Source organism: Hyphomicrobiales bacterium (genome assembly GCA_016125495.1).
Lineage (GTDB): Bacteria > Pseudomonadota > Alphaproteobacteria > Rhizobiales > RI-29 > RI-29.
In genome coordinates this window covers 125,046-139,145 of record WGLQ01000009.1, presented here as the reverse complement: position 1 = coordinate 139,145, position 14,100 = coordinate 125,046, and the positions used below count along the sequence as shown (strand labels likewise).

The window sequence follows — 14,100 nt, the reverse complement described above, 5'->3', positions numbered from 1 at the left end:
AGGGCGGGTGGTGATGACCGACGGCGGGCGGAATGACGGACGCGGGGTCGTCTGTGTCGGGCTCGGCCCGGGTGACCCCGAGTTGATGAGTGTTCGCGCCGACCGGATCATCCGCGGTGCGCGCCACGTTGCCTATTTCCGCAAGGCGGGCCGGGCGGGCCAAGCGAGACAGATCGTCCAAGGGATGCTGGCCGAGGGCGTCACCGAGCACGCGATGGAGTATCCGGTGACGACGGAAATTCCGTTCGGCGATCCTGCCTATACGAGCGCGCTCGCGGGCTTTTATGCCGACTGGACGGAACGGCTCGCCGAACTCGCTCAGCACGAGCGCGTCGTGGTGTTGTGCGAGGGGGACCCGTTCTTTTACGGCTCCTTCATGCACCTGCACGCGCGACTCAAGGGTCGCGTGCCGGTCGAGGTGGTGCCGGGAATAACCGGCATGAGCGGCTGCTGGACGGCGACGGGCATTCCGATCACCTGGGGCGACGATGTGTTGACGGTTCTGACCGGGACTCTTTCGGAAGACGAACTGGCGCGGCGGGCGGCCGGAAGCGATGCGCTCGTCATTATGAAAACCGGACGCAACATCCCGAAGATCCGCCGGGCGCTCGAGGCGGCCGGCCGGCTCGAGGCCGCCTGGCTGGTCGAGCGCGGTACGATGCCCGGAGAGAAAGTCGAGTGCCTCGCCGAGGCGGACCCCGAGGCGCGGCCCTATTTCGCCATCGTGCTGGTGCACGGCCAAGGGCGGCGCCCATGACGGACAGGAATTCTGGTGCGGGCTGGCTCGCGGTGGCGGGTCTCGGGCCCGGAGCCGACTCGCTCGTCACGCCAGAGGTTGCGGCCGCGCTCGCCGGGGCGAGCGATGTCGTCGGATACATTCCCTATGTCGCGCGCGTCGCACCACGCGAGGGACTGAAACTGCACGCGTCCGACAACCGGGTCGAGGTCGAACGGGCGAACCACGCGCTCGAACTGGCGGCGGCGGGCGGGCGCGTCGTGGTCGTCTCCTCGGGCGATCCGGGCGTGTTCGCCATGGCTTCCGCGCTCTTCGAAGCCCTCGAGGGCGGGCCGCGGAGCTGGCGCGCGCTCGACATCCGGATCCTGCCGGGCATTACGGCGATGCTGGCTGCCGCGGCGCGGATCGGAGCGCCGCTCGGGCACGATTTCTGCGCCATCAACCTCTCGGACAACCTCAAACCCTGGGATGTCGTCGAGCGCCGGCTCCGCCTCGCCGGCGAGGCGGACCTCGCGATGGCGTTTTACAACCCGCGTTCGGCAAGCCGGCCGCACCAGTTCGCGCGGGCCCTCGAGGTGCTGCGCGAGGTGTGTGGCGGCGAGCGGCTGATCTCGTTCGCGCGGGCCGTGACGACGCCGGACGAGCGGATCGTGACCGTGCGCCTCGCGGAGGCGACGCCGGAGATGGCGGACATGCGCACGGTGGTCATCGTCGGCAATTCCGCGACGCGCGCGATCGACGGCACCCGCTGGGTCTATACGCCGCGCAAGGTCTCCGGGGGGACATCGTGACCGAGCCAGGCCATGACCTCGGCGAGGGAGCGCAGGACGAGGCGCTCCGGCACGTACGGGCGGTCGATGAGGATCACGGGGAGCGAAAGGTGGCGGGCGGCATCGAGCTTCGCGCTCGCCCCGACGCCGCCGGCGTTCTTTGCAACGACGAGTTCGATGGCGTGGCTGCGCAAGAGCGAGATATCATCCTCGATGGTGAAAGGACCGCGCGCGATCACGGCCCTCGCGTTCGGCAGGGGCAGTGGGGTGGTCGGGGCGTCGACGAGGCGGAGGAGGTAATCGTGCTGCGGCGCCGCCGCGAATGCTGCAAGGTGGAGGCGGCCGAGGGCGAGGAAGACACGGGCCGGCTCACCGGCGAGCGCGGCGACGGCGGCATCGATGTCGGGAACCCGGCGCCAATCGTCGCCGGGGCGGGGGCGCCAGGGCTCGCGCTCGAAGGCGGCGAGCGGAACACCGGTCGCGGCGCATGCGGCGACGGCGTTGGCGCTCATGCGGGCGGCGAAGGGATGGGTGGCGTCGACGACGGCGGTGATCGCCTCGGCGCGGAGGAAATCGGCAAGGCCCTGTGGGCCGCCGAAGCCGCCGACGCGCGTCGCCAGCGGCTGGCGAACGGGGCTGGCCGTCCGGCCGGCATAGGAGTAGATCGCTGGAATGCCAGCTTCGGCGACTGCGCGCGCGAGCAGGCCCGCCTCGGTGGTGCCGCCGAGTATGAGAACACGTGTCATGGCTGACCCTTGGCTCGCGATCATCGGTATCGGGGAGGATGGCCTGTCCGGGCTCGGAGAGGCAAGCCGGGCGGCACTCGCAGAGGCGGAAATCGTGTTCGGGGCCCCTCGGCACCACGAATTGGCAGGGACGGCCGGAAAACGAGCGCGCGAGTGGCCGGTGCCGTTCTCCCTGGCGCCGCTGATGGCGGTCCGCGGGCGCCGGGTGGCGGTCCTTGCTTCGGGCGATCCGTTCTGGCTCGGGGCCGGGGGCTCGATCGCACGTGTGCTTTCGCCGTCCGAGTGGCGCGCCTTTCCAGCACCATCGACGTTCGCGCTGGCGGCGTCGCGGCTCGGCTGGCGGATCGAGGAGACGCATTGCGTCGGCCTCCACGCGGCGCCGTTCGAACGGCTCCTCACGCGGCTCCATCCGGGAGCGCGGATGATCGCGACCGTGCGTGACGGCGCGGCCGTCGGGGAATTGGCGGGGTGGCTGACGGCTGCCGGCTTCGGGGCCACACGGCTCACCGTGCTCGAGGCACTCGGCGGATCGCGTGAGCGGGTGCGCGAGGCGCAGGCCGATGCCTATGCCTTCGACGATGTGACGCATCCTGTGGCGGTGGCGATCGAGCCTGCCGGGGCGCCCGGGATGACGACCGCCAGCGGCCTCGCGGACGACCACTTCGAACACGACGGGCAAATCACCAAGCGGCCCGTACGTGCCTTGACGCTCTCGGCGCTGGCCCCGAGGCCGGGTGAGGTGCTTTGGGACATCGGCGCCGGCTCGGGATCGATATCGGTCGAATTCCTGCTGGCGGCGGAAGCGAGCCGGGCCTATGCGATCGAGCCGAAGAGCGAGCGGGCCGAACGCGTGCGCCGCAACGGCGCGGCCTTCGGTCTCGGCCAGAGACTGACCGTGATCGAGGCGAGCGCGCCGGCCTGCCTCGGCGACCTGCCGGCGGCCGATGCCGTTTTCGTCGGCGGGGGAGCGAGCGAGGTACTGCTCGCCGCGGTCTGGTCGCACTGTCGGCCGGGCACGCGCATCGTCGCCAATGCGGTGACGCTCGAGACCGAGGCGCTGCTGGCGCACTGGTCGGAGCGCCACGGGGGGAGCATGCTGCGCATCGAACTGGCGGAGGCGGGTGGCCTCGGCAGCCGACGGGGGTGGCGCGCGGCGCTGCCGGTCGTGCAATGGAGCGTCGTCAGATGATCGTGGCGGGGATCGGTTTTCGCTCCGAGGCGAGTGTGGAGGCGATTCTGGGGGCGATCGCGGCCGCGCGGCGGGCGGCGGGGTTCACGGACGCCGGGGAGGCGGTCGGGATGCTTGCCACGCCGTTTTCCAAGGCGTCGGCGCCGGTGGTGGCCGAGGTCGCGCGGCGGCTCGGGGTGGTCATCGTCGCGGTCGATTCGCAGCGGCTCGCCTCCGTCGCGACGGCGACACGCTCGGCGCGGAGCCTCGCGGTGGCCGGCACGGGAAGCGTCGCCGAGGCCTCGGCACTCGCCGCCGCCGGGCCGGGGGCAAGATTACTGGCGCCGCGCGCCATTTCCGCCTGCCGGACGGCGACGGCGGCGCTCGCCGCGACGAGGGAGACGAACGTATGACGGTGCATTTCATCGGTGCCGGGCCGGGGGCGCCGGACCTGCTGACGCTGCGCGGGCGCGATCTCATCGCGGCCTCGCCCGTCTGTCTCTATGCGGGCTCACTGATCCCCGAGGCGGTGCTCTCGCATTGTCCACCCGGGGCGCGGATCGTCAACACCGCACCGCTCGATCTCGATGCGATCATGGAGGAGATCTCGCGGGCGCATGCGGCTGGTCTCGACGTCGCACGATTGCATTCGGGAGATCTCTCGGTGTGGTCGGCGATGGGCGAGCAACTGCGCCGGCTGCGCGAGCTTTCCATTCCCTACACCGTGACGCCGGGTGTGCCTTCGTTCGCGGCTGCTGCGGCGGCGCTCGGGGCCGAGCTGACGCTGCCAGGGCTGGTGCAATCGGTGGTGCTGACGCGAACGTCCGGGCGGGCTTCGGCGATGCCCGAGAGCGAGCGGCTCGCGGCTTTCGCCGCGACGCGCGCGACACTCGCCATTCATCTCTCCGTCCACGTGCTCGCCGAGGTGGTGGCCGAGCTGATACCGCATTATGGTCCCGGTTGTCCCGTGGCGGTGGTCTGGCGCGCGAGCTGGCCCGACCAGCGGATCGTGCGCGCGACACTCGCCACGCTCGAGACCTCCATCGGCGCGGAGATGGAGCGCACGGCGCTCATCATCGTCGGGCGGGCTCTTGCCGCCGAAGGATTCGACGAGAGCGCACTCTATTCGACGGACTACGACCGCCGCTTCAGGCCGCAGCGCGCAGAGGCGTCGGGCGGGGAGAGGGACGGCGGGGGAGGGAGGCCGTGATCGAAGGGCTCCGAGCGCCGATCGGACTGCCGCCCGGGCTCATCGTCTCGGCCCCGCGCTCTGGTGCCGGCAAGACGACGCTCAGCCTCGGGCTGATGCGGGCCTTGCGGATGGCCGGTCTCGTCGTGCAGCCCTTCAAGAGCGGTCCGGATTACATCGATCCGGCTTTTCACGCCGCGGCCGCCGGTCGCGCCTCCTTCAATCTCGACAGTTGGTCGATGCGCGAGGAGACAATTGGTGGCATCCTCGGCGAAGCCGCGGGCGCCGACATCATCGTGGCGGAAGGCTCGATGGGGCTCTTCGACGGCGTCGCACGGCCGGGGGCCAGCGGCATCGGGGCGAGTGCCGACCTCGCGGCGATGACGGGCTGGCCGGTCGTCTTGGTGATGGACGTGTCCGGGCAGGCGCAATCGGCGGCGGCGATGGCCACGGGGTTTGCCAATTTCCGTCCGGGCGTTTCGCTCGCAGGCGTGGTGCTCAACCAGGTTTCGAGCGCGCGCCACGAAGCACTGGTGCGCGACGGCATGGAACGCGCGGGGATCAATGTGCTCGGGGCGCTGCCCCGGCGTGAGGCGATCGCGCTGCCCGAACGTCACCTCGGCCTCGTACAAGCCGAGGAGCAGGGCGATCTCGAGGAGCGGATGGCGGCGCTCGCGACGCTCGTCGGCGAGCATGTCGATCTCGAAGCGGTACGGGCTGGAGCGAGGCCGACGCGAAAGCCGGGGCAACCGGGCGAGGCGTCGGGAAATCTGCCCCCACCGCCCGGAGGGCGCATCGCCCTTGCCCGCGACGCGGCGTTCTCGTTCGTCTATCCGCATCTGCTGGCGCATTGGCGGGCGGCAGGGGCAACGCTCCTGCCATTCTCACCCCTCGCCGACGAGGCGCCGGATGCGAGCGCGGACGTCGTCTGGTTGCCGGGAGGATATCCGGAACTGCATGCGGGACGGCTCGCGGCGGCAGGGCACTTTCGCGAGGGATTGAAGCGGTTCGCCGAACGCCGACCGGTGCATGGGGAATGCGGGGGGTACATGGTGCTCGGTGCCGGACTCGTCGATGCCAAAGGCGCACGCCACGAGATGGTCGGGCTTCTCGGGCTCGAGACGTCGTTCGCCAAGCGGCGCATGCACCTCGGGTATCGGGTCGCGGAACTCGTCGCAGGGATGCCGGGTTGCGGGGCGGGAACACGATTGCGCGGTCACGAGTTCCACTATTCCACGATCATCGCGCAGCCGGACGCGGCACTCGCCAAGGTCGTCGATGCCACCACAAGCCCGGTCGCCGAAGGAGGCTCGTGGCGGGGGCGCGTCAGCGGGACCTATTTTCATCTGATCGCCGAAGCGGAGGCCGCATGATGAGCGTGACGAGCGAGAACCGCGCGCCGGGCGAGGTGCTGGTCAGCTTCGTTTCGTCCGGGCCGGGCGATCCGGAGCTGCTGACGGTGAAGGCGGTCGACCGTCTCGGACGGGCCGATGCCGTGCTGTTCGACGACCTCTCCTCGGGGCCGATCCTCGCGCATGCGCGGCCGGGGGCGGATCTCGTCGCGGTCGGCAAGCGAGCCGGCCGGCCCTCACCTCGGCAGGATCATGTCAGCCGTCTGCTGGTCGATTATGCCCGCACGGGCGCCCGCGTCGTGCGGCTCAAATCAGGTGACGCCGGGCTATTCGGCCGGCTCGAGGAGGAATTGGTGGCGCTGCGGGGCGCGGGGATCGCCTACGAGATCATCCCAGGCGTGACTTCGGCGATGGCGGCGGCGGCGGCGGCGGGCATCCCGCTCACCCGGCGCCTGACCGCGCGACGCGTGCAGTTCGTCACGGGGCACGACGTATCGGGAGCGCTGCCCGACGATCTCAACATCGCTGCACTCGCCGATCCGACGGCGACGACCGTGGTCTTCATGGGACGCCGCACGTTCGCGGAACTCGCCGGTCGACTGATGGCTGAGGGACTTCCCGCCGGAATGCCGGCGCTGGTTGCCGCCGCGGTCAGCACGCCGGAACAGGAATTCTGGCGGGGGACGGTCGGCGAACTCGCTACGCTGCTTGCCGCGGGCGACGGTCCGGTCAATGCACGTTCGCCGGTGCTCGTGCTCTATGGGCCGCTCGCCGAGCAGGACTGACCGCACGGCATCGCACCTTGCAATTGGGAGCGCCTGTTTTCTTGCGCCTTCAGCGGACCTGCCAGCCCTGTGCCACGTTTTCCTGCCAGCCGACCCGGTGCAGCAATGGTGTGTCGTCCTCGAATGCCGGCTGGCCGAGGCAGAGGTAAGCCGTGAGGCGCCAGGAGGGTGGCACGTCGAGCAGTTGTTCGACCTCGCGCGGCTCCAGGATGGAGACCCAGCCGAGCCCGAGGTTCTCGGCCCGGGCGGCGAGCCAGAGCGTGTTGATCGCCATGGCGGTCGAAAAAGCGAGCGTTTCAGGCATGGTGCGGCGCCCGAGCCCACGCCCCTCGGCGGGGTCGATTTCGGTGAACACCGCGAGATGCTCGGGCGCCTCGCGCAGGCCGGCGAGCTTCAGGCGCATGTACTCGTTGCGGGCCTCGTCGTCGTAGGCGCAGGCGGCGGCGCAATTGGCCCGTTCGAAATTGGCCGCGACCGCCTCTCGCAGGGCCGGATCGCATACCCGCAGAACCCGCCACGGGCGCGAATTGCCGACGGACGGAGAAAGCTCCATTACGGCCGCGAGGCGCGCGATCGTCTCCTCCGGCACAGGGTCGCGGCGGAAGTGGCGCACATCGCGCCGCCATCTCAGAATATCGATCAGCACGTCGGCCGCATCGGGAGTGAACCGCACGGAGAGACCTCCTTGTCGACTTCGACTGTGCATCGCATCGGGTGATCGTCAAGCGGTCCGGCATCGACGTGCCTTGACCGACCTCGGGGCTCGGCTACGATCACAGGCCCAGCGGAGGCCCGACGGGCCGGATGACAGTCGCTTCAAAAAAGACGAATTCAATCAAAAACCTGTGTTGGAACGCGCGCTTGCGCACGGGGTGTGCTGGATGATCGAGCTGTTGTTGATCGGTATCGGAACGGGCAATCCCGAGCATCTGACGCTCGAGGCGATACGGGCGCTCAATTCCGCAGACCTGGTGATGATTCCGCGCAAGGGCGACGAGAAGGCCGATCTCGCTGAACTGCGGCGTTCGATCTGCGCCGAGGTCATCTCCAGCCCCTCCTGCCGCGTCGTCGAATTCGATCTGCCCCGCAGGGACGTGACCAACCCCTCCTACAGGGCCGGCGTCGACGACTGGCACGATGCGATCGCCGATGTGTGGCGACGGACCATCGTCGATGGTGTCGGCACGTCCGGCCGTGTCGCGCTTCTCATCTGGGGCGATCCCGCGCTCTACGATAGCTCGCTCAGGATCGCCGAGCGGCTCGCGTCGTCGGGGTTGGAACTCGCCGTGCGTGTGGTTCCTGGGATCATGAGCCTCCAGGTGCTGACAGCCGCGCACGCCATCGCGCTCAATGCGATCGGGCGTCCGTTCGTGGTGACGACAGGTCGCCGGTTGCGGGAGGAGGGCTGGCCGGCGGCCGCCGACACCGTCGTCGTGATGCTCGACGGGGAATGCTCGTTCACGACGCTCGCTCCAGCAGACATCACGATCTGGTGGGGAGCTTTTCTCGGGATGCCGGAGCAGATCGTCGAATCCGGGCCGCTGGAGGCAGTGGGTCCGAGAATCGTGGCGGCGCGGGCGGCGGCGAGGGAGCGCCACGGCTGGATCATGGACTGTTATCTGCTGCGGCGCGGAGCGGGCTGAGCCTCCGACCGGCCGTCCCTCGATCAGCGTTCCGGGTGACAGCTGTTCAGCCGTTGCTCGCGACCACGAGGGGAGCCGAGTTGACCGCCTCGAGCTGCGTGTTGAGCAGCGTGATGTTGTTGAGGATCGTCGGATTCGAGGGGTCGCTGCGCCAGGCCGCCTCGAGAGTCATGCGCGACTTCTCGAGATCGCCGCGCAGGAGATAGGAATAGCCGATGTTGTTGAGCATGACCGAGTTGCTGCCGACGAGCTTGCCGAGTTCGGAATACGCCCGGTCGGCGAGATCGAAGCGGCGGATCTGGTCGTAAGAGGCGGCAAGCCCGAGCCAGGCCTCGGGGTCCTTGGGCGTATTCTCCACGGCGCGCTTGAAGCTGGTCGCAGCGAGGCCATAATTGCCCTCCTCGAACTGCATCTGCGCCTCTGCCAAAGCAGCCTCGGGAACGACGTCGGAGGCTACAAGTGAAAGCGTCTCACCGTCCGTGTGACCGGCGCAGCCCGCCAGCGCCAGCAGCACCACGAGCGTTCCAGCGGCAAAGCCTCGAGCGCGCATCACTCCATCCCCCTCGAAATCGTCCGTCGATCGCCGTCGGCTCCGATTGGCGCACGGTTTGTGCCGCCAAGTCGGCGATCGGCTCGTCTTGCACATAGAACGACGATTCGTTGGAGCTGCAAGCCGGCAGTCGGTCCGGGGGGCGCAATGCGTGGGATTTTAGACAACTATGGATAAAAACCGTGTGTGCATGTTGATGCCTCCGGAAAGGCTTGCGCGCTACAAACAATTCGTCAACAGCGCTCTGAAAATTCGGGCAGACGGATGAAACGCGACAATTACCCGTTGAAGACAGTGACCCGCCGACCCTCCTTCTTCAAGGAGAAGGCGATCGCGATGACGATCTCGCTGGTCTCGGCGATCGCGGCAGCGCTCATGGCCCAGGACCTGATGACCAAGAAGCAGGTCGTCCAGAGGATCGTCGAAGCGCCTGCCCCGGCCGCCGCCCCCTCCATCCAGACCACACGCGTGCTGGTCGCGCGTTCCGAACTCAACTATGGCGATCGCATCAACACGGCTGTCCTTCAAGTCGTTGATTGGCCTTCTCATTCCGTTCCCGAGGGCGCTTACGGCAACATCTCGCAATTCTTCTCCGAGCATCGCGAGCGTGTGGCACTGACCCGGATCGTGCCGGGTGAGGCAGTGCTCGGCTACAAGGTGACCGGACCCGGCCGGCGCGCCGGCATGGCGGCGATGCTGCGCGACAATATGAAGGCCGCGACCATCCGGGTGGACGAGTCCGGCAATGTCGGCGGATTCGTCAGGCCCGGCGATACGGTCGACGTCCTCGTCACACACGTGGAGAAGAATGTCACCGATGAGGGTGGCAAGTCCAAGACCGAGATGACGGACGTGCTGCTCGAAGGCATCCGCGTGCTCGCCGCGGATCAAGTGGTCGATCAGGGCTCCAGCACGCCGACGCTTTCACGCACGATCACCCTCGAGGTGACGACGCGCCAGGCGCAGAAACTGGCGCTGGCTGCCCAAATCGGTACTCTTTCCCTGGTGATACGCGATCCGGCGGATGTGGAAAACACTGTGCATGAACGGGTGACAACCGCCGACTTCCGAGGGGACGTCGATGCGGGTGGACTGCTCATTCCGACAGCCGCAGTTGCCGATCCAACCCCGAATCAGGCTCCTGTAACGAAAGCAGTCGGTCCGGTGGTGTCCGTCGTCAGGGTGACCACACGCGAAAGCTACGAGGTTCCGAGTGAAGGCGCGCGTCTGACGCGGGCGGGAGGGACCTGAAAAACCGGAAGGTGAGCGGCTCCGGCCGCCTGCCGACAGGCGAGCGAACGCACAACGGACCGATTTCGACCCCGCAAGGGGGGCGGTTGCGTGCGGGTCGTGATGTCGGAGGTGGTGGTCGTGTACGAGCAGCTTTTCGGTCTGGTGCGGCATTGCGCACCAGCGCGTGCGGCATCCCCGGATGACCGGACGATTGAGGGCCGGCGGCGGCCCGGCTCCGGGATTTCAATCCTCAGCCTCGTTGTCGTGCTGCTCGCGGGCCTCGTCGGCCCGTTGGCCGATGCGCGCGCGAACGGGGCGACGGTCAGCGTCGCGGCGAGCACGGATGCGGTCGGGCAGTACGGTGGCTCCGTGTCTCAGACCGAGGTCGTGCTGCACAAGTCGGTCATCATCCGGGTGCACAAGCCGTTCGCGACGGTGATGGTCGGCAGCGACAAAGTGGCCGATGTCGTTGCGATCACGGACCAGACGCTCTACGTCGTCGGCAAGGAGATCGGCTCGACCCGCCTCGTCATCCTCGATGCGGACAAGCAGGTGCTGCGGATCGTCGAGGTGGCCGTCAACGCGGACATGGAGATGCTGCGCCAGCGGCTCGCGGAAAATCTTCCGTCCGAGCAGATCGAGGTCTCGGCGATCAACGAGGGCATCCTGCTCAGTGGAACCGTTCGCGATGCGAGCGAGCTCGAGAAGGCGATGGCCATCGCCGAGCAGTTCGCCCCCAAGAAGGTGACGAACGGGCTCAAGGTGGCAGCGAGCCAGCAAGTGCTGCTCGAGGTGCGCTTCGTGGAGGCGACCCGGACGGCAGCGCGCGAACTCGGTGTCGGAACGCGCACGCGCGGCAAGAATTTCAATGTCGACACGGGCGGTCAGGCCTTCGTCGTCGATCCCGGCCCGATCGTGACCAGCGCCCTCAATTCGGGTGCCGCACCCTTCGGAACGATGATCGCGCGCCTTCTCGACAGTGGCACGGACGTCGATCTCATCATTCGTGCGCTGGAGGAGAAATCCCTGGCCCGGCGCCTCGCGGAGCCGAACCTCACGGCGCTTTCGGGCGATACGGCGAGCTTCCTGGCCGGCGGCGAGTTCCCGATCCCGATCGGCGCGGAGGACAACCGGATCGTGATCGAATTCAAACAGTTCGGTGTCTCCCTTGCGTTCACGCCGACGGTGCTCGGAAACGGCCTCATCAATCTTCGGATCGTTCCGGAGGTGAGCGAGATCGACCAGGCGACCACGGTGCAGGTGGCCGGCGTGACGGTGCCGGGGCTCGTCGTCCGGCGCGCGGATACCACGGTGGAACTCAACGACGGGCAGAGCTTTGCGATCGCTGGCCTGCTGCAGCACACGCACCGCAAGACGCAGGAGCAGATCCCCTGGCTCGGCAACGTTCCGGTGCTCGGTGCCCTCTTTCGCAGCGCCGAATACCAGAAGCAGGAGACCGATCTCGTCATCATCGTCACGCCGCGGCTGATCCGCGCGAAGGCACCGGGCGAGCGCCTTGCGACACCTCTCGACGAGACGGTGCCCGGCAACGACGTCGATCTGTTCCTGCGCGGTCGCCAGGAGCTTGCGGCCCGCGAGACCGCGAGCCGCGGGGGGCGGCCGACGGCCGGTCAGCCCTTCGGTCACATCATCAGGCTCGGCAAGGAGATCTCCTATGCAGCGGCGAAATGACATGGGCGCGGGTCGCCTCGCAACGGGGTTCGCCTTGCTCGCGCTGCTGGCGGGGTGCCAGGAATACCTCGACCGGCGCGACGGACTGACACGCCATTCGGGAGATGCCCCGCACCTCAACGCCCACACCCATGCCATCGATCCCTGGCCGCCGGCTTCGCGCGTGCATTATCCGCCCATGGACGGCGAGCGGGCCCGCCGGGCGGTCGATCGCTATCGCACGAACCAGACGTTCAAGCCCAACCAGCAGGGAACGACGGATTCGATTCCTTCGGGTGGCGGGGGAGCCGGCGGCTGACGGGGGCGATCGGCGCGGGCTCCCGTGGCTCTTGCATTTTATGACCCTCCGACGCGGGGCCGGACCAGCGGTGCCCCGCCCGGTGCCACGCCGCACCCGGGGATCGTAAAGCGCGGCGACCCCACGGTTGCGCGCCCGGTGGGTTACGGACACCAGGGACCGGGGGCACACCTGAAAGGTCGGCATCGCCCGATGCGGGCATGCAATTCCGACGCCAGTCGGACCCGTTGGCGTGAACTGCGCAAACTTCGATGGTAAAGCAGTCTCAATACGATAAAATTCCGTTCATCTGCATTACCTGTCGCGTAACACACGGCGAATAGAGTGCCCATGCGTTTGTGGGGGCGTGGAATGCGGTTGGATGAACTCGATACGGGCGGACACTCCGTCATTGCGGTGGCTGATGCCGATGTCGGTGAGCGGGCAAGAGTGGCGAGCTTGCTGCGGGAGGACGGCCACGAGGTCGACGAGTTCGGCGGCCTCAGGCAATTCTGCGAGGAGCGCACGCGATTTCGCCATGACCTCGCGGTGATCGATGCAAGTGTCGATGATTGCGACGCGTGGCGCCAGTCGAGGCTCACGAATCCCCGTCCGACCGGTTTCGGTCCCGCCGTCCTGTTCCTCATTGGCAGGACCACGAATCCTGGACTCGTTGCCGTGCCGAGCGACGGGGTGGTTTGCTTCCTTCCCAAGGATGCCGGAGGCGACCTGTTGCGATGCAACGTGAGGCTTCTGTTGCGGCACCTGCGGCTCGCGCGGATGGTCGAGGTCGAACGGTTGCGCGCCGAGCAGCGGACACGCGTCATCGGCGGCCTCGTCGAAGTGCGACGCCGGGGAGCGGGGGGCTCCGCGCGCTTGCTTTCCCGACCCTGGACCGGTTGACGGGGCTTGCGTGCGGGCGGGGCACGTGGCACACGCCGAGCCTGCGGCGAGTACGGTCGGCGGTGGGGCCCGGCCAGGAAATGGCGATGGCAGGCCGCATCCGCGTCAGGACGAGGAGGCGAGCCATGAAGCTGTTGAGGTACGGTGCGTGCGGACGTGAGCGGCCCGGGATTCTCGGACCCGACGGTGTGATCCGTGATCTTTCGGGCGCGATCGGCGATCTCGCCGGAGCCACGGTCTCGCTCTCGTCACTCGGGGCACTGGAGGCGGTGGCGCTGGAGCAGCTTCCCGAGGTGGAGGGGAACGTGCGGATCGGGGCCTGCCTCGCCGATGCTCCCAACCTGCACTGCATCGGGCTCAATTACCGCCAGCACGCGATGGAGACGGGGCTGAAAATCCCCGTCGAGCCCATTCTCTTTTCCAAGGCGACATCGTCGATCAGCGGGCCCTACGATCCCGTCGTGATCCCAAAGGACAGCGAGAAAACCGACTGGGAGTGCGAACTCGGCGTCGTCATCGGGCGCGATGTGGAGCATATATCGGAGGCCGTCGCGCTCGAGGCGGTGTCGGGTTACCTCGTCTTCAACGACGTGTCGGAGCGCGCCTTCCAGATCGAGCGCTCGGGCCAATGGGTCAAGGGCAAGTCGGCGCCGACGTTCGCCCCGATCGGTCCCTTCCTGGTGACGGCCGACGAGGTTCCCGATCCGCAGAATCTGGGAATGTGGTTAACCGTGAACGGTGATGAGCGGCAGCGCTCCAACACGTCTGACATGATCTTCTCGGTTGCCGAGATCATCTCGTACATGAGCCGCTTCATGCGCCTGAGGGCTGGCGACGTGATCGCGACGGGGACGCCCGCGGGCGTCGGGCTCGGGATGAAACCGCCGCAGTATCTCAAGCCGGGTGACGTCATGGCACTCGGTATCGACGGGCTCGGCGAGCAGCGCCAGGACGTGGTTGCCTATGGCGCGCGGGCCAGCGCCTGAATTCCTGATTTCACGAACCCCGCCGATGGTGCCGCGCCGGGCCGGCTGCCGGCGCGCCTTGACCCGAAGC

General features: G+C 68.0%; 16 protein-coding genes. 13 read left to right on the top strand and 3 right to left on the bottom strand.

Going from position 1 to position 14,100, the window contains the following annotated elements; all coding sequences use genetic code 11:
* Window positions 1-13: 13 nt before the first annotated feature.
* Together GC150_09460 and cobJ are read left to right on the top strand one after the other, a co-directional pair.
* Window positions 14-757 (top strand): precorrin-2 C(20)-methyltransferase, encoded by a 744-nt coding sequence (locus GC150_09460; GenBank protein ID MBI1385124.1) that lies wholly within the window; start codon window positions 14-16, stop codon window positions 755-757.
* Window positions 754-1,527, top strand: coding sequence for a precorrin-3B C(17)-methyltransferase (cobJ, locus tag GC150_09455; protein ID MBI1385123.1), 774 nt, complete (start codon window positions 754-756; stop codon window positions 1,525-1,527). Before GC150_09460 ends, cobJ begins: the two co-directional genes overlap by 4 nt.
* On the opposite strand, the gene GC150_09450 is transcribed toward cobJ, so the two are convergent.
* Window positions 1,491-2,252 (bottom strand): cobalt-precorrin-6A reductase, encoded by a 762-nt coding sequence (locus GC150_09450; GenBank protein ID MBI1385122.1) that lies wholly within the window; start codon window positions 2,250-2,252, stop codon window positions 1,491-1,493. The two genes, cobJ and GC150_09450, sit on opposite strands and share 37 nt — an antisense overlap.
* On the opposite strand from GC150_09450, the gene cbiE reads away from it, so the two are divergent.
* The 5 genes from cbiE to cobA are packed head-to-tail and all read left to right on the top strand — an operon-like array spanning window position 2,251 to window position 6,746.
* Window positions 2,251-3,441, top strand: a complete 1,191-nt coding sequence (gene cbiE / locus GC150_09445; protein MBI1385121.1) for a precorrin-6y C5,15-methyltransferase (decarboxylating) subunit CbiE — start codon at window positions 2,251-2,253, stop codon at window positions 3,439-3,441. The two genes, GC150_09450 and cbiE, sit on opposite strands and share 2 nt — an antisense overlap.
* Entirely contained in the window at window positions 3,438-3,833 is a 396-nt protein-coding gene (locus GC150_09440) for a precorrin methylase (protein ID MBI1385120.1), read from the top strand. Before cbiE ends, GC150_09440 begins: the two co-directional genes overlap by 4 nt.
* Window positions 3,830-4,630: a precorrin-4 C(11)-methyltransferase gene (cobM, locus tag GC150_09435; protein ID MBI1385119.1), complete on the top strand. Its 801-nt coding sequence runs from the start codon at window positions 3,830-3,832 to the stop codon at window positions 4,628-4,630. The genes GC150_09440 and cobM overlap by 4 nt, the downstream gene beginning before the upstream one ends.
* A 26-nt stretch (window positions 4,631-4,656) precedes the next feature.
* On the top strand, window positions 4,657-5,982 hold the full coding sequence (locus GC150_09430) for a cobyrinate a,c-diamide synthase (protein ID MBI1385118.1): 1,326 nt from the start codon (window positions 4,657-4,659) through the stop codon (window positions 5,980-5,982).
* Window positions 5,982-6,746 (top strand): uroporphyrinogen-III C-methyltransferase, encoded by a 765-nt coding sequence (gene cobA / locus GC150_09425; GenBank protein ID MBI1385117.1) that lies wholly within the window; start codon window positions 5,982-5,984, stop codon window positions 6,744-6,746. The genes GC150_09430 and cobA overlap by 1 nt, the downstream gene beginning before the upstream one ends.
* A 49-nt stretch (window positions 6,747-6,795) precedes the next feature.
* Here cobA and bluB read toward each other — a convergent pair whose 3' ends face one another.
* Complete coding sequence (gene bluB / locus GC150_09420) at window positions 6,796-7,452, bottom strand: 5,6-dimethylbenzimidazole synthase (protein ID MBI1385116.1); 657 nt, start codon at window positions 7,450-7,452, stop codon at window positions 6,796-6,798.
* A 175-nt stretch (window positions 7,453-7,627) separates the two neighbouring features.
* On the opposite strand from bluB, the gene GC150_09415 reads away from it, so the two are divergent.
* Window positions 7,628-8,389 carry a precorrin-6A synthase (deacetylating) gene (locus GC150_09415; GenBank protein ID MBI1385115.1) on the top strand — a complete coding sequence of 254 codons (762 nt, stop codon included), beginning with the start codon at window positions 7,628-7,630 and terminating at the stop codon, window positions 8,387-8,389.
* A gap of 46 nt (window positions 8,390-8,435) precedes the next feature.
* Here the strand turns inward: GC150_09415 and GC150_09410 are convergent, their stop codons facing one another.
* A complete protein-coding gene (locus tag GC150_09410) occupies window positions 8,436-8,939 on the bottom strand; it encodes a tetratricopeptide repeat protein (GenBank protein ID MBI1385114.1) in 504 nt (167 codons plus the stop codon).
* Between the two features lie 264 nt (window positions 8,940-9,203).
* Here GC150_09410 and cpaB point away from each other — a divergent pair, with 264 nt between their 5' ends.
* The 5 genes from cpaB to GC150_09385 all read left to right on the top strand — a co-directional run bounded on the left by cpaB (window position 9,204) and on the right by GC150_09385 (window position 14,030).
* Window positions 9,204-10,190, top strand: a complete 987-nt coding sequence (gene cpaB / locus GC150_09405) for a Flp pilus assembly protein CpaB (protein MBI1385113.1) — start codon at window positions 9,204-9,206, stop codon at window positions 10,188-10,190.
* A 102-nt stretch (window positions 10,191-10,292) separates the two neighbouring features.
* Entirely contained in the window at window positions 10,293-11,864 is a 1,572-nt protein-coding gene (locus GC150_09400; GenBank protein MBI1385112.1) for a BON domain-containing protein, read from the top strand.
* Window positions 11,848-12,162: a hypothetical protein gene (locus GC150_09395; GenBank protein MBI1385111.1), complete on the top strand. Its 315-nt coding sequence runs from the start codon at window positions 11,848-11,850 to the stop codon at window positions 12,160-12,162. Before GC150_09400 ends, GC150_09395 begins: the two co-directional genes overlap by 17 nt.
* A 351-nt stretch (window positions 12,163-12,513) precedes the next feature.
* A complete protein-coding gene (locus GC150_09390; GenBank protein MBI1385110.1) occupies window positions 12,514-13,044 on the top strand; it encodes a hypothetical protein in 531 nt (176 codons plus the stop codon).
* 125 nt (window positions 13,045-13,169) lie between these two features.
* A complete protein-coding gene (locus GC150_09385; protein MBI1385109.1) occupies window positions 13,170-14,030 on the top strand; it encodes a 2-hydroxyhepta-2,4-diene-1,7-dioate isomerase in 861 nt (286 codons plus the stop codon).
* The last annotated feature ends 70 nt before the right edge of the window (window positions 14,031-14,100 follow it).